Origin of the sequence: Mesorhizobium sp. (assembly GCF_004963255.1) — a bacterium.
GTDB lineage: Bacteria > Pseudomonadota > Alphaproteobacteria > Rhizobiales > Rhizobiaceae > Mesorhizobium.
Window position 1 is genome coordinate 20,646 of record NZ_SUGA01000048.1, and the last position, 15,773, is coordinate 36,418.

Below are 15,773 nucleotides of genomic sequence, written 5' to 3' on the forward strand. Positions count from 1 at the left end.
AGTAGGTTGCTCATGTGATCTGTGGAAGTGAGGATAGCGTGCACCCGTACAAACTAGACATTCATCGTGGCAGCTTGGCTGCAGGTGCAGCACGCCGTACCGCACGAGCAAGCGGACAGGCCGGCCAAGCCGGTTTTGAGCAGCACTTGGGCGAACTGCAGGCGGCGGACGAGTTGATGGGTGCGCTAGGCGAGGAGGTCCTCGTCAATGGCTCGCATGGTAAAGGTGAGTTGAGACCAACGAAGAGGCAGAGGATCCAAAGCAATCTGCAGCATGCTGTCACTGAGCGGCAACCAGGTGAGGTTGGCAACTCAGGCGCTCGCGTGATGATGCAACTCCCCACCGATCAGGTGGGTACATCGGAACGGGAGGCGCAACTTGTGATGCAGGGGGACGAGCACGAATACACCCCAGCACCGCATCTCGACGGGTCGATGCCCTCGACAGTGCAGCCGGATCGTCCAATTGTGGTCCCCGACGGTGCCGACAAGCGTCCTGTTTATTCCAACGATGCCACCGCCATCGAAGGGCTGAAGTCAGCACTCCTTGCGGGTAAAGCCAGGCCGGACACGGTCACTCGCAGCACAAATTCTCTTTTCGGCTTTAGTCGTTGGCTCTTTCAAAACAACAAGCCAGGGCTTGCTGCTCGGCTTTACCATCCGTCGCTGAGCCAGGATCTCGAGGAGTACGAGAGTAGGGGTGGTTCCTCCACCGTGGCTGGCGCACTGCGTCAATTGATGAAGTCGATGGGCGGAGCCGGCCCGATTGTGGGTCGCGCTGTCCTGAACCCCCATCCTGACGACGCCGCGCTCACCAGACATTTCAGATCCGCGAGCGGCTACGCAACTGCTCTTAACCATTTCAGTCATTACCTACGTCAAAATGACAAGCTCGGAATTGCGGGTCGCATTTACGATAAATCGCTGGATAAAGATGTTGAGAGCTACAAGGCCGCCTCCTCTAATGGTGGAGCTCCGATCGAATCTGCGCTGGTTTATCTCCGCAAGAACCCGCCGCGCGTTATACTCGGGAATCATCTGGAAAACGCGGTCAGCATGGAGGCTCGTCCCCGTGGCGACGCTGCTCAGCATACCGCACCACAGCAGGGATTCGATTGGCCAGAGGAGCTCCTGCCGGTAGGTTATAAGGAGGGCACCGATCTACCATTGTCTCTCGCCCCAACCGCGCACCAACACCAAGCGCCCGACTTTGGAGAGGCCGTCCCTCACTTGAACTGGCGCCACGGCGACCAGGGCGCCCCGGAGGAGCTGGTAGCTGCACGGGACAGGAGCAGCCCGCTGCCAAGCGAGGCGGTGCCACATAAATCTGGACGGGGACTCGCTACGCAGCCCAGATTGTGGGCGGAGAAATCCGCCTCGCCAGAGCTCTTTCGACGGCGGGCGGAGCAGGCTCTGCCGGCGTCCGCCAGAGGTGTGGAGACATCCTCCGCGGTTGATGAAGCCGCGCAGGCCGCTCGCCAAGCTTTGGCTTGGTTGCAGCAGGAGATGGAGGGGATCGAACCGATGCAGGATCCTCATGAGGTGGCTACACCGGAATGTGAGGCGCAGCTCGTCAGGCAGAGGGATGAGCACGAATCCACCCCAGCACCGCATCCCGGAGGTGGTGGGTCGATGCCCTCGACAGTGCAGCCGGATCGTCCAATTGTAGTCCCCGACGGTGCCGACAAGCGTCCTGTCTATTCCAACGATGCGACCGCTATCGAAGGGCTGAGGGCAGCATTCCACGCGGGTAAGGCCAAAGCGAACACGGTCACTTACAATGTAAATTCTCTTTTCGGCTTTAGTCGGTGGCTCCTTCAAAACAACAAGCCAGGGTTTGCTGCTCGGCTTTACCATTCGTCGCTGGATCAGGATCTCAAGGAGTACGAGAGTACGGGTGGTTCCTCCACCGTGGCTGGCGCACTGCGTTACCTCAAGAAGTCGACAGGCGGAGCCCCGATTATGGCTCGCCCTGTCGTGATCCCCTATCCTGACGATGCCGAGCTCATTAGAAATTACAGAGCCGCTTCGACCAAGGAGTACCTGGCAGCGCCTGCGACCGGACGGAATCCAGATACCGTGGGCGGCTATACAAATTTTCTTAGACATTTTAGTCAGTACCTGCGTCAAAATAACAAGCTTGGGATTGCGGCTCGGATTCACGACAAATCGCTGGATAAAGATGTTGAGAGCTTCAAGGCTGTCTCCTATGGTAATAGGCTAAGTATCAGTTCTGCATTGGCTCACCTCCGGGATATCCTGCCGCGCATTGTGCTCGGGCGCGAAACTGTCCTTTCTGCTCATCCGGCAGACGCAGTCACCAGGCGCGTTGGGGCCGCTGCTGAAGCTGGGCCAGCGGCACCGGCAAGAGCTCCCCAACCCGCCTCGCCAGCAACCGCTAGGCTGCCAGGCACCTACCGCGGCCTTCCACTGGTTGATGTGACCACACTGACTACCAGTTCCTCTGGGGCTCAGATCGGGGCGCTCGATCCGACAGCCCCGTCCAACGTTGCAACGGGGCGGGTGCTCGGCGCCGCCGAATGGCTGAGCGACGCCCATATCCAGAGAGATTACAATTTGCTGGAGGGGCAACTGCAGGGGATCAATCCGGCGCTCGCTGCCCGGACTCGGCTGGTGGATCCTTCCGTATCCCATCTACTGCGACACACGTCGCCGCAAGACGCTCGAGGCATATTGCAGTCCATCTATAATCAAAACAACGCCACAGCCGACTTCCTGTTCTTGCCAGTGAATAATGGCACGGCTACTAGCCCCGGCACCCATTGGTCGCTGCTGCTCGTTGATCGCCGCGACCCGGAAAGGCGGTTCGCCTATCACTACGACTCCCTCCAGCGAGAGGGATATAACGACGTGCCTGCAAAACAGCTCGCAGGACTGCTGAATGCCACCTTGGCGCCAGCCCCCATGGCCAGACAGACGAACCATTATGATTGCGGCGTATTTGTCCTGGAGGGCACGTGGGCGCTGGTTGAACGATTGGTGAAAGGGCAGCGGCCAGACCACGAGCCGCTGCCCCTCGACAACCTCGTTGCCGATCGGCAGGCGCTGCAAGACCGGCTAAGGAGGCGCTTGCCGCACGAGGAAGAGCCGCGGCAGCTGCTGGAGGATGAACCCGCCTCCCCACCGATGATGGCATTCGAGCCAGGGGAACTGCGGCAACTGTTGGAAGACGAGCCTGCCTCCCCACCAATGATGGCGTTCGAGCCAGGGGAACTGCGGCAACTGTTGGAGGACGAACCTGCCTCCCCACCAATGATGGCGTTCGAGCCAGGGGAACTGCGGCAGCTGTTGGAGGATGAACCCGCTTCCCCACCGATGATGGCGTTCGAGCCAGGGGAACTGCGGCAACTGTTGGAAGACGAGCCTGCCTCCACTTGGGCACAAATCAATTCGACCCCACATGCGCGAGCGGACGGTGTTCATCAGCCAGCCCAGGCGCCGTGGCTCCCTGAACGCAGAAGATAACTTTGCGGAGGAGCGGTCACGCAACTGTCGGCGGCGCCGGGCCTCAGGGTGAATGGAAAGGATGGAGTGGCGGATGGTGTCGCGTGAAGGCGCAACACGCGTGCTGACCGACCTGCATACGTAGGAAGTCGTTCATTGCTCCCAAATCGTATGTGAGGAACATTCCTGTCCCGGCTGCGCCGCGCGATGCTAGGTCGCGTTGTTCAGCGGGCCAAGCCGATGACACCTACGAAGCTACTGATCGGGCAGATCGCCGTTGTGTGCGCAATTGTCATTATCGGCGTATGGACGGCAACCCAATGGTGCGCTCAAATGCTGACCTACCAGACGCCTCTCGGCGCACCATGGTTTCTCTTCGCCGGCTGGCCAATCTACAAGCCGTGGAAGCTGTTTGAATGGTGGTTCCACTTCGATGCTTATGCGCCGGAGGTCTTCGACAAAGCCGGTACGCTTGCAGGCGCCAGCGGATTCCTGGGTTGTGCCGCCGCAATCGCTGGCTCGCTTTTGCGCGCGCGACAGCGCGGGTCGGTTACGACCTATGGGTCTTCACGGTGGGCCACGACTCATGAGGTCGAGACGGCAGGGTTGTTACGGCCGGCGGGCGTTTTCCTCGGTAGGCTGAACGATCGCTATCTGCGCCATGACGGCCCGGAGCACGTCATGGCATTTGCGCCGACGCGTTCGGGCAAGGGCGTGGGGCTGGTTGTTCCAACGCTACTTTCCTGGACCGGGTCTGCCATCATTCATGATATAAAAGGCGAAAATTGGCAGTTGACCTCCGGCTGGCGGTCGAAATTCTCGTACTGCCTTCTGTTCAATCCGACCGACCCGAGATCGGCACGCTACAACCCGCTGCTGGAGGTGCGCAAAGGCCCAGATGAGATCCGGGACGTTCAAAACATCGCCGACATCCTCGTCGATCCCGAGGGCGCGCTGGAGCGACGGAACCACTGGGAGAAGACCAGCCATTCACTCCTAGTTGGCGCCATTTTGCACGTGCTCTACGCTGAAGAGGACAAGACGCTGGCCCGCGTCGCCACCTTCCTGTCGGACCCGCAACGCTCGTTTGCCGCAACGCTACGGCGGATGATGACGACAAACCATCTCGGGACGGGGCATAACCCTCAGGTCCATCCCGTAGTGGCCTCGGCGGCTCGCGAACTCCTGAACAAGTCGGAAAACGAGCGCTCAGGCGTCCTCTCGACCGCCATGTCCTTTCTCGGGCTTTATCGTGATCCAACGGTCGCGGCGGCCACTTCGTCCTGCGACTGGCGCATCGCTGACCTAGTGGATGGAGAGCGACCGCTGTCGCTCTATCTGGTCGTGCCGCCTTCGGATATCTCGCGCACCAAGCCTTTTGTGCGACTGATCTTGAACCAGATCGGCAGGCGGTTGACGGAGCGTCTGGAGGGGGACCCGAAGAAGAGCCGTAAGCATCAGCTGCTCATGATGCTGGACGAGTTTCCGGCGCTCGGTCGCCTCGACTTCTTCGAAACGGCGCTCGCCTTCATGGCAGGTTATGGCATTCGCTCCTATCTGATCGCACAATCTTTGAACCAGGTTTCAAAGGCCTATGGCGAGAACAATGCTATTCTCGACAATTGCCACGTGCGAATTGCCTTTTCCTCCAATGACGAACGCACGGCCAAGCGCATCTCGGATGCCCTCGGCACCGCAACCGAACTTAGGTCGATGCGCAACTATGCGGGCCATCGGCTTGCGCCCTGGCTTTCACATGTCATGGTGAGCCGCCAGGAAACCGCGCGCCCGCTCCTGACGCCAGGCGAGGTGATGCAATTGCCGCCGTCAGACGAATTGGTCCTGGTTTCTGGGTTGCCGCCGATCCGCGCCAAGAAGCTGCGCTATTATCAGGATCAGAATTTCACAGATCGGGTGCTGCCTGCGCCGGTGCTGCACGACGGACCCTATGCGGACTGCCCTGCATCACGCCCGGACGGCTGGACTGGACAAGTGTGCAGCGTCGATAGCCGACTTGCTGCGGACGAGGAAAGCGCCGACGCGCCAGTTGAAGACGAGGGAGGCGTTCAGCAGCAACGCCATCCAAGCCTGCCCGAAGAAGACGTTGTTGTCTCTCAAGAGCCCGATCAGGCCGATCTGTACAAGCCCGCAGACGATGACAGCGAAGCGCTCGCGGACAAGCGTGTCATGGATCGGATTTCCACTGCGGCCCGCGTCTACGGTATCAACGAGGGCAGGGGCGACGATGTCATTCCCGGCTTCTGAAGTCCGCTGAGTTGCAGAGCGCACCTCAGCGTAGATAACGGCCATAAGCAATTTTGAGCGTCTGGCCGATGCTTCTCCCGTCGCCGGCGCAACGCCGGGCCGTCGGAACGATCCGCATGAAGCCGCACCGCATTCGCCATCAGTTTCTGCTTGAGCCGGAGCTCAGCGAGAAACTGGACAACCTCAGTCGCGATCCGTCAACGACCAAATCAGCGATCGTGGGGAAGGCGATCGAGGCGTTCATCGAGCGGCGTGGCGAGAGCGAGTTCGATCGGCGCTACGGCGTAAGGCTTGACCGGCTCTCCCGCGATCTTGCCCACGTCAGGCGCGATTCCGAGGTGATCCTGGAGAGCCTGGCGCTCTTCATCCGCTTTTCGATCACCCTTCACGCCCACACGCCGGTCCCGGATCGGGCAACGCAGGCTATTGCCCAAGAGCGTTTCGAGAAATTCGTTGAGAAGGTCGGCCGCCAGATCGCTTCCGGCAAAAAGTCGCTTAGCAAAGACAATGGTGGGGGAGGGGAAGGATGAGCTCTCATCCCGAGGCCGACCACCGGCGGCGTGTCATGCTGCGCACCGCCATGGGTCCGGCAATCACCGAAGCCCTGGCCGATCCGTCCGTCATCGAGGTGATGGTCAATCCCGACGGCGCGCTGCGACTCGACCGGTTAGGCGAAGGTCGGGTCGATACCGACGTTCACATGCACCCGTCCGAGGCAGAACGTATCATCCGCCTGGTTGCTTCGCACGTGCGCGCCGAGGCGCACGCCGACAACCCGATCGTCAGTGCCGAATTGCCGTCTGGCGAACGCTTCGAAGGCCTGCTGCCACCTGTGGTGTTGGCGCCATGTTTTGCCATCCGCAAGCCCGCCGCGAAAGTCTACACCCTGGCCGACTATGTTGCCGAACGCATCATGCTGCCGCTGCAGGCCGATGCGCTGAAAAAGGCCGTCCGCGAGCGGCGCAACATGCTGATCGCCGGCGGCACTTCCTCGGGGAAGACAACACTCGCCAACGCTCTGCTGGCTGAAGTCGCCGAATGCGACGATCGGGTGATCCTGATCGAGGACACACGCGAACTGCAGTGCGCGGCCAGGGACTGCGTTGCCCTGAGAACAAGGCGGGGCTCGGTCACCCTTGCCGATCTCGTGCGCTCGACGCTGAGGCTCAGGCCGGACCGCATCATCGTGGGCGAGGTGAGGGGCGCGGAAGCGCTCGACATGCTGAAGGCATGGAACACCGGGCACCCAGGCGGCATCGCTACCGTACACGCCAATTCCGCGCGCTCGGCTCTCTATCGCATTGAGCAACTCGCCCAGGAAGCGGTGGTCACCGTTCCCCGCCGGCTCATCGCTGAGGCGATAGATCTGATCGTCTTCATAGCGGGACGCGGCTCGTCGCGCCACATCGACGCAATCGCCGAGGTCACCGGTCTCGACGGCAGCGGCGATTACGCCGTTGCCCCGCTCACGCTTTCGCAACTCCAGCAGCTTTGAAAGGCCTTCCTCATGCGCAAGAAGCTTCGCTTTCTTTCGTCCACAGCGCTCGCGTTTCTTATCACGGCCCCGGTTTATGCCGCCGGCTCCGGCATGCCGTGGGAGCAGCCGCTGCAGCAGATCCTGGAGTCCGTGCAGGGACCGGTCGCCAAGATCGTTGCGGTGATCATCATTATCACCACCGGCCTGACGCTTGCCTTCGGCGACACCGCCGGTGGTTTTCGGCGCCTGATTCAGATCGTCTTCGGTCTGTCGATCGCCTTCGCGGCATCGAGCTTCTTCCTCTCCTTCTTCTCCTTCGGTGGTGGGGCGCTCGTCTGATGGCCGCCGGGGAGCAGCATATCGAGGGCTTCGCAGTACCGGTCCACCGGGCGCTGACCGAGCCGATCCTGCTCGGCGGGGCTCCGCGCGCGGTGGCGATCCTCAACGGTACAGTGGCCGCGGCCATTGGCTTCGGCTTGCAGCAATGGATTGCTGGTCTGGTGCTTTGGATCGCAGGCCACTCGTTAGCGGTGTTTGCCGCAAGACGCGATCCGGACTTCGCCAGCGTGCTTGTGCGCCACCTACGTCTGAAGGGGTGGCTTGCATGCTGAACCTTTCGGAATATCGAAGCAAAGCCGACCGGCTTGCCGACCATCTACCCTGGGCTGCCTTGGTGGCGCCCGGCATCGTGCTCAACAAGGACGGCAGCTTTCAGCGGACGTTGCGGTTCCGCGGCCCGGATCTCGAAAGTGCGACGGAGGCTGAACTCGTCGGCATTTGCGCCCGGGCGAACAATGCTCTCAGACGCCTTGGCTCTGGCTGGGCATTGTTCTTTGAGGCCGAGCGCACAGAAGCGCTGGGCTATCCGAACTCGCATTTTCCTGACGCCGCGTCGTGGCTGGTCGACGAAGAACGCCGCGCTGCTTTCGAGGGGAAGGTAGCGCACTACGAGAGCCGCTATCATCTGACCTTGGTGTTTATGCCACCGCCGGACGCCCAGGCGCGCGCAGAAAGCACGCTCGTCGACTCTCATTATTCCCGAGGAGAAAGAGACTGGCGCCAGGATCTGGCGAGGTTCCGTGACGAGACCAACCGCGTGCTCGATCTCTTCTCGGGTTTCATGTCCGAAGTACGCGTCCTCGATGATGCTCAGACGTTGACCTACCTCCACGGCACGATTTCGCCTCGTCGCCATCCTATCATGGCCCCGGAAACGCCGATATATCTGGATGCAATCCTGGTCGATGCGCCGCTTACCGGTGGCCTGGAGCCGATGCTGGGTGAGCAGCATCTTCGCACACTGACCATCCTCGGCTTTCCGAACCTCACCCGGCCCGGAATCCTCGATACCCTCAATCATCAGGATTTCGCCTATCGCTGGATGACGCGCTTCATTCCGCTCGAGAAAACGGAAGCCACGAAGACGCTGACGCGATTGCGCCGGCAGTGGTTTGCCAAGCGCAAATCGATCGTGGCAATCCTACGCGAGGTCATTACCAACGAGCCGGTCCCGCTTGTCGATAGCGATGCCGACAACAAGGCGCTCGATGCCGACGAAGCCCTTCAGGCATTGGGCGGTGATCATGTGAGTTTCGGCTATCTCACCACCACCGTGACGGTGTGGGGCGAGGATCGCCAAGCCGCTGCAGAGAAGCTTCGCGCGGTCGAGCGCATCATCAATGGGCTCGGCTTCACCACGATCCGAGAAGGCGTCAATGCGGTCGAGGCTTGGCTCGGCTCATTGCCTGGCCATGTCTACGCTAACGTTCGCCAACCGCTCGTTCATACATTGAACCTTGCCCATCTCATGCCGCTGTCGTCGGTTTGGGCCGGTCCTGCGACAAACGAGCATCTCGCGAAAGTCACCCAAACCGAAGCGCCACCGCTTTTCGTTGCCGAGACCAGTGGGTCGACACCGTTTCGGCTTTCCACCCACGTCGAAGATGTCGGCCACATGCTGGTTGTTGGTCCGACCGGCGCCGGCAAGTCGGTTCTGCTTGCTCTGATTGCTCTGCAGTTCAGGCGCTACGCCGGCGCCCAGGTTTATGTCTTCGACAAAGGCAATTCGGCCCGTGCTGCAACACTTGCCATGGGTGGAGAACACCACGCGCTAGGAGCGGACGGTTCCCTTGCCTTTCAGCCACTGCGCAGCATCAACGACCAGGCTAGCCGAAGCTGGGCGGCCGAATGGATCGCCAGCCTTGTTGCCCACGAGAACGTCACCGTCACGCCGGAGGTGAAGGAGGCTATTTGGTCAGCGCTGGCCAGCCTTGCCACCGCGCCGGCGCAGGAACGCACACTGACCGGTCTTTCGGTCCTGCTTCAATCCAATGCGCTGAAGACCGCATTGATGCCCTACACGCTCGACGGTCCCTTCGGCCGCCTGCTCGATGCCGATCATGATGGGCTGGCCTTGTCGGATGTGCAGTGTTTCGAGACCGAGGAGTTAATGCACAGCCAAAGCGCTTTGCTGCCGGTGCTTACCTATCTGTTCCAGCGACTTGAGGAACGGTTCGACGGACGGCCCACGCTGATCATGCTCGACGAGGCGTGGGTCTATCTCGACAATCCGCTGTTCGCCGCCCGCATCCGCGAATGGCTGAAGGTGCTGCGAAAGAAGAACGTGTCGGTTGTCTTCGCTACGCAGTCGCTGGCTGATATCGCGGGCTCTGGCATAGCGCCGGCAATCATCGAAAGCTGCCCGCAGCGCATTTTCCTTCCCAATGATCGTGCCGTGGAACCCCAGGCGCGCACAGCCTACGAGCGCTTCGGTTTAAGCGAGCGGCAGATCGAATTGATCGCCCGCGCCACGCCGAAGCGTCAGTATTATCTGCAATCGCGCCGCGGCAACCGTCTGTTCGAGCTCGAGCTTGGCCCCATCGCTCTTGCGCTTTGCGGTGCTTCCGATCCGGCCACGCAGACTCTGATCGACAGGATCATGTCCGAAGACGGGCAAGGCAGCTTTGCCTCGCAGTTCCTGATCGCGCGCGGCCTCGATTGGGCCGGCGAACTTCTCAAGCAATTCCCTCAACCAGACAAGGAGCAATTCTCATGATGCGGCGACGCCTTCTCTCCGGCCTGATCACCGTTTCCCTGATCGCCAAGCCTATGGCCGACTATGTGCAGCCCGCCTACGCCCTTATCGTGTTCGATCCGTCCAATTATGCGCAGAACGTGCTGACGGCCGCGCGCGCATTGGAGCAGATCAACAACCAGATCCAGTCGCTGCAGAATCAGGCGACCATGCTGCAGAACATGGCGCGCAATCTTCAGCGTCTGGATTTCTCTTCCGTTGGCCAACTCACCGGTTCGCTCCATCGCATCGACGGCTTGATGGACCAGGCGAGTGGCCTCAGCTTTGATCTGGGCAAGCTTCAAGACCAGTGGCGCAGCCAATATCCGGAAAGCTACGACGCCACGATCAAAGTCAGCGATGTGGCGAGTGCTGCGCGGGAGCGTTGGCAAACCGCCATGCAGGCGTTCCGCCAGACCATGGGTGTCCAGTCGCAAATCGTCGAGAACGTCCGCGCCGACGGCGATCTGCTCGCCGATCTCGTCAACCGCAGCCAAGGGGCGGCCGGTGCGCTTCAGGCAAGCCAGGCCACCAACCAGCTGATGGCGCTTTCGACAAAACAGCAGATGCAGATCCAGACGCTGCTCGCAACGCAGTTTCGAGCTGAGGCCGAGGATGCCGCCCGCAAGGCCCAGTCAGACGAAGCCGCCCGCGAGATGACGAAGCGATTCTTGGGTACCGGCTCGGCTTATCCCGGCAATTAATCACGAGTTCATCACGACGAGAAAGGCAGCGGCATGAACGACCTTGGCGTCATCGATCGCTTCATGGAGACCTTCATCCGCTACATCGACAGCGGGTTCGGTCTGCTATCGGGCGACCTCGCCTTCCTCACTACCATTCTGATCGGCATTGACATCACACTTGCCGGCCTGGCGTGGGCGCTCGGCGACGAAACCAGCGTTCTCGGCCGGCTTGTCCGCAAGGTGCTCTATGTTGGCGTCTTCGCCTTCATTCTGAACAATTTCAAGAACCTCGCCGATATCGTTTATCGTTCTTTTGCCGGTCTCGGGATTAAGGCGTCGGCCGGCAATCTGTCGGCAGACAATCTCTTGCGCCCGGGCCGCATTGCCGCGACCGGTTTCGAAGGTGCTTGGCCAATGCTTGACCAAGCCAGTCAGCTCCTGGGCTTCCCGGAAATCTTCGGCAACGCACTGACCATCTTCGTGCTGCTGATGGCCTGGTTCCTGGTCATCATCGCCTTCTTCATCCTTTCCATCCAGCTTTTCATCACCATCCTTGAGTTCAAGCTCACCACGCTGGCAGGTTTTGTTTTGGTTCCATTCGCACTTTGGAACCGTTCAGCGTTCCTGGCCGAACGCGTGCTCGGCCATGTTATCTCGTCAGGCATCAAGGTGATGGTGCTCGCCGTCATTGTCGGTATCGGCTCCACGCTCTTCGGGGAGTTCGCTTCCGCATTGCAAGGCAAGGAGCCGGATCTTGCCGGTGCCATGTCCCAGGTACTGGGCGCACTGGCATTGCTTGGCCTTGGCATTTTTGGGCCGGGGATCGCGTCGGGTCTTGTCTCAGGCGCACCGCAGCTTGGGGCGGGCGCCGCCCTCGGCACGACCGCGGCGGCAGCGGGTGTATCACTCGTTGCTGGAGGCACAGCATTTGCTGGCGCGCGTATGGCAACCAGCGGCGGTGTCGCCGCCATCCGAGCCGGCACAACAATGGGATCGGCTGCTTCCACGTCATGGCAGATCGGGCGCGCAACCTCGCCCGACGCTGGCCTCTCCGGTGTGGCTGCTGGAATGCATGGTGTAACCAGTGCAGCTGGCGGCGCCGCTATACGCATAGCGCGATCCGCCACTGCAAGTGTTGGGCGCAACGCCGATGCCGGGCGCGATGCCGCGTGGACCGCGACCGGCGGCACGCCGACAGCGCCAATGACCGAACGCTCTGCCGGTTCGGCCACTGTTTCGGCGCCGACGTGGGCAAGGCGCCTACGTTCTGAACAGACCGCCCGTGCAAATCGCCACGCTGCCATGCAAGCTGTCCGAGACGGAGACCGGCCGGGAGGCAGCGCCACCCCCTCTCTCAACGACAAGGATGACTAGATGCTCTTCAAGCGACCCGTGCACCGTTACGGCAAAACACCCGAACCGGTCACGCCGTATCAAAAAGCCGCCCAGCTGTGGGACGAGCGCATCGGCTCATCTCGACTGCAGGCCAGGAACTGGCGGATCATGGCCCTTGGCTGCCTGGCCTTGGCGACCGGGCTTTCCGGCGGACTCGTATGGCAGTCGATGCAAAGCCGTGTCGTGCCTTATGTCGTCGAGGTCGATGGCTTCGGCGAGACGCGCGCCGTCGCGCCGGCGATCCGGAATTATGAGCCCTCGGATGCTCAGATCGCCTGGCATCTCGGCCGCTTCATCCAGAATGTCCGTTCCGTTTCCACCGATCCGGTTTTGGTACGGCAGAACTGGTTGGCAGCGTACGACTTTGCTAGCGATCGCGCAGCGCTCTTCCTCAACGAATACGCCAAGGCGAACGACCCCTTCGGTCAGATCGGAACGCGCAGTGTTTCGGTACAGGTCACCAGCGTGGTCAGAGCCTCCGAAAGTTCATTCCAGGTCAAATGGACCGAGCAGGTGTTTGAGCGCGGAAGCCTTGCCAGCACGATGCGCTGGACTGCGATCCTCACGATCGTGATTCGCTCGCCAAGCAATACGGATCAGCTGCGCAAGAATCCGCTCGGCGTCTTCATCAATGCCATTGACTGGTCACGCGAGCTCGACAGCGCCGTCCCAACCCCCCTTTCTCCGACGGAGTCCACCAATGAAAGGTAAAATGTCACCGATTCGTGCCGTGCTGATCCTATCGGTGTCGGCAGCGGTCGTTTCCGCTTGTGCATCGAAGAAGGTGCCGCCGCCTGAGATTTCCTATGACGCTGCCGACTTCAAACCGGCCGCGATCGAAAAGGCGCCGGAGAGGCCGATTAGAATTGTCGAGGTGCCAAAACCACTGCCGCTGCCTGGCCAAATGCAGCCCGAGCCCGGCAAGGCCGAGGACAAGCGCCCCCCTGAAGAACGCGTCGCTGATGCCAACAAAGCCGCGACCCAGCAACCCACCAAGTACGGGTATGTTAATGCCGTGCAAGTCTACCCCTTCACCGATGGCGCGCTTTATCAACTCTATGCCGCGCCGGAGCGCGTGACCGACATCGCTCTGCAGCCGGGCGAGAAACTAACCGCCGTGTCGGCTGGCGACACCGTGCGCTGGGTCATTGGCGATACCGCAAGCGGCACCGGTGACAATCAGCGCACCCATGTTCTGGTAAAACCCTTCGCGCCGGGTCTTGCCACCAATGTCGTCATTACGACGGACCGGCGGACCTATCATTTGCAGCTTCAAAGCACCGAGAAGACCGCAATGGCGGCAATCTCCTGGACCTACAGCCAAGACCAGATCATCGCGCTTCGCCAGCGCAATGCTCAAGCCGAGGCAGTTACACCGGTCGCGTCGAATATCGCGCTCGAAAACCTTCGCTTTCGCTACTCAATCAGTGGCGACACACCGCCCTGGAGACCGACGCGAGCCTTCGACGACGGCAGCAAGGTCTATATTGAGTTCCCTCGTCGCATAGATCAGGGCGAGGCGCCACCACTCTTCATCGTCGGCGCAGATGGGAGCAGCGAGCTCGTCAACTATCGCGTGCGCGGCAACTATTACATCGTCGATCGGCTCTTCGCCGCGGCCGAACTTCGCCTCGGCACCAAGCGGCAGCAGGTGATCCGCATCAGCAGGATTGACGGCAGGCAACCGCAACGGCGGATCTCGCTCTTTCGCGGCAGCCGGCGAGGTGAGGACTCATGATCGAAAATTCCCGCTCTGGCATCCCGCCGAAACTGGATCCCGAGGAACTGCAGCTTCGGGCCTCTCCCCGCCGCGTGGTGCGGTTCAGGCGCGGTGTGATCATCGCGATCGCAGCGCTCGGATCCGGCGCTGTCTTCGGCGTTACCATGATCGCCCTCCAGGGGCCGGCCCTTCGCATCAGGGATCAGGCGGAAGATCTCTACAACACTGAGCGCAAACCAACCGCCGAGGGGCTCGATACGCTTCCCCATGACTATTCCGGCATGAAGCCGAAGCCTCCCGTCCTTGGGCTACCTTTGCCGGGCGACCTCGGCCGCCCCATCCTCGAGCGGCAGCGCCAGCTCGGCATCGTGCCGGGCCAAGACATCTCGGCCGAGGAGCAGCGTCTAGCGCAGCAGGCGATCGAAGCGCGTGAATCGCGGGTGCTTTTCCGCGTCGAAAATCGAGCTCAAAAGACAGATGTCGGAGAGAGCGTGCAAACTGCTCAGCATCCATTTGAGGCGCTTCCCCAATCCGAAGCAGGACGCGCGTCAGCCTCGGTGGCGGCGGCGGAAGGCGACCAGAACAATCAGCAGCGAAAGCTTGATTTTCTCAGCCAGCGGAGCACTGGCGGGATCTACAATCCGCATGCGCTGCAGACGCCGATCTCGCCATATCAACTGATGGCTGGCAGCGTGATTGCCGCCAGCCTGATCACCGGCATCAATTCCGATTTGCCGGGCCTTGTCGTCGCGCAAGTCACCGAAAATGTGCACGACACGGTCACGGGCAACATATTGCTGATTCCGCAGGGCTCACGTCTTATCGGCGTCTACGACAGCGTCGTCGCGTTCGGGCAAAAGCGAGCGCTGCTGGTCTGGCAGCGCATTCTGCTGCCCGACGGCTCGTCGGCCGAAATCGACAATCTGCCCGCGAGCGACACCGCCGGCTACGCAGGGCTGGAAGACGAAGTCGATTTCCACACTTGGCAGATGATCAAGGGAGTGGCGCTTGCCACATTGCTCGGTGTCGGCACAGAATTCAGCCTCGGCGAAAACGAGAGCGATCTGGTCAAGGCGATCCGGGAATCAGCCCAGCAGAACGCCAGTCGAGCCGGCCAGCGCATCACCGAAAAAAACCTCAATATCCAGCCCACCATCGTCGTCCGCCCAGGTTGGCCACTGCGCGTCATCGTGCACAAGGACATCGTGCTGCGGCCATACGCCAGTTGAGCAGGAGTTATCATGGCTGACCTGAAACTTGGAAAACTTCCGGACCGAACAGCTTCGAAGATCACCATTACCGTCAGCGCGGAGCTGAGCCAAACACTCAAGGAGTATGCTGCACTTTACCGTCAGACCTATGGTCAGTCTGAAACCGTGGCAGAACTCATCCCTTTCATGCTGGCGGCGTTTCTGGAAGGCGACCGAGCCTTTGCCAAGGCCAGAAAGGAACGTCTGCCGACGGAGCTTGCCGGAAAATCGTGACTCCTCCGCTAGGGCAGCTGGAACATTGCCTAGCTGTCGCGACCTACCTGCTCCTCGCGAAGCATAGGATCAAACACCTTGGAATGCAGGTATGCGCAAGAGATGATGTGGAAGGAGATACCGCGCAACAGCCTAAGTTTGCATTTTCGATTTGGTCGGCCGTGAACTATCCGCAAGCCATTGATCTGGCCTGTTGATTGAGGCGGATA

14 protein-coding genes are annotated in these 15,773 nt (G+C 60.8%); 13 read left to right on the forward strand and 1 reads right to left on the reverse strand.

Annotated features, from left to right (window positions below; genetic code table 11):
* Positions 1 to 146: 146 nt before the first annotated feature.
* From E5X34_RS29875 to E5X34_RS29935, 13 genes are all read left to right on the forward strand, one after another.
* Positions 147 to 3,485, forward strand: coding sequence for a Ulp1 family isopeptidase (locus E5X34_RS29875; RefSeq protein ID WP_245465049.1), 3,339 nt, complete (start codon positions 147 to 149; stop codon positions 3,483 to 3,485).
* Positions 3,486 to 3,704: 219 nt separating this feature from the next.
* Positions 3,705 to 5,729: a conjugal transfer protein TraG gene (locus E5X34_RS29880; RefSeq protein ID WP_063169233.1), complete on the forward strand. Its 2,025-nt coding sequence runs from the start codon at positions 3,705 to 3,707 to the stop codon at positions 5,727 to 5,729.
* A 116-nt stretch (positions 5,730 to 5,845) separates the two neighbouring features.
* A complete protein-coding gene (locus E5X34_RS29885; RefSeq protein ID WP_063170364.1) occupies positions 5,846 to 6,259 on the forward strand; it encodes a CopG family transcriptional regulator in 414 nt (137 codons plus the stop codon).
* Entirely contained in the window at positions 6,256 to 7,224 is a 969-nt protein-coding gene (gene trbB, locus E5X34_RS29890) for a P-type conjugative transfer ATPase TrbB (protein ID WP_024502850.1), read from the forward strand. The genes E5X34_RS29885 and trbB overlap by 4 nt, the downstream gene beginning before the upstream one ends.
* Positions 7,225 to 7,236: 12 nt before the next feature.
* Positions 7,237 to 7,545: a TrbC/VirB2 family protein gene (locus E5X34_RS29895; RefSeq protein ID WP_024502851.1), complete on the forward strand. Its 309-nt coding sequence runs from the start codon at positions 7,237 to 7,239 to the stop codon at positions 7,543 to 7,545.
* Positions 7,545 to 7,817, forward strand: coding sequence for a VirB3 family type IV secretion system protein (locus E5X34_RS29900; protein WP_024502852.1), 273 nt, complete (start codon positions 7,545 to 7,547; stop codon positions 7,815 to 7,817). Before E5X34_RS29895 ends, E5X34_RS29900 begins: the two co-directional genes overlap by 1 nt.
* On the forward strand, positions 7,811 to 10,261 hold the full coding sequence (trbE, locus tag E5X34_RS29905) for a conjugal transfer protein TrbE (protein WP_063169232.1): 2,451 nt from the start codon (positions 7,811 to 7,813) through the stop codon (positions 10,259 to 10,261). The genes E5X34_RS29900 and trbE overlap by 7 nt, the downstream gene beginning before the upstream one ends.
* Positions 10,258 to 10,983 carry a P-type conjugative transfer protein TrbJ gene (gene trbJ / locus E5X34_RS29910; RefSeq protein WP_024502854.1) on the forward strand — a complete coding sequence of 242 codons (726 nt, stop codon included), beginning with the start codon at positions 10,258 to 10,260 and terminating at the stop codon, positions 10,981 to 10,983. Before trbE ends, trbJ begins: the two co-directional genes overlap by 4 nt.
* A gap of 33 nt (positions 10,984 to 11,016) precedes the next feature.
* Positions 11,017 to 12,339 (forward strand): P-type conjugative transfer protein TrbL, encoded by a 1,323-nt coding sequence (gene trbL, locus E5X34_RS29915; RefSeq protein ID WP_063169231.1) that lies wholly within the window; start codon positions 11,017 to 11,019, stop codon positions 12,337 to 12,339.
* Complete coding sequence (gene trbF / locus E5X34_RS29920; RefSeq protein ID WP_063169230.1) at positions 12,340 to 13,071, forward strand: conjugal transfer protein TrbF; 732 nt, start codon at positions 12,340 to 12,342, stop codon at positions 13,069 to 13,071. It abuts the gene before it with no gap.
* A 1-nt stretch (position 13,072) separates the two neighbouring features.
* Positions 13,073 to 14,098 carry a P-type conjugative transfer protein TrbG gene (trbG, locus tag E5X34_RS29925; protein WP_164548809.1) on the forward strand — a complete coding sequence of 342 codons (1,026 nt, stop codon included), beginning with the start codon at positions 13,073 to 13,075 and terminating at the stop codon, positions 14,096 to 14,098.
* Positions 14,095 to 15,309 carry a TrbI/VirB10 family protein gene (locus E5X34_RS29930; protein WP_063169228.1) on the forward strand — a complete coding sequence of 405 codons (1,215 nt, stop codon included), beginning with the start codon at positions 14,095 to 14,097 and terminating at the stop codon, positions 15,307 to 15,309. Before trbG ends, E5X34_RS29930 begins: the two co-directional genes overlap by 4 nt.
* 12 nt (positions 15,310 to 15,321) lie before the next feature.
* Positions 15,322 to 15,564 (forward strand): DUF2274 domain-containing protein, encoded by a 243-nt coding sequence (locus E5X34_RS29935; protein WP_024502859.1) that lies wholly within the window; start codon positions 15,322 to 15,324, stop codon positions 15,562 to 15,564.
* Between the two features lie 29 nt (positions 15,565 to 15,593).
* Here E5X34_RS29935 and E5X34_RS29940 read toward each other — a convergent pair.
* Positions 15,594 to 15,773: hypothetical protein (locus E5X34_RS29940; protein ID WP_206631216.1), on the reverse strand; the 180-nt coding region annotated here is incomplete at its 5' end.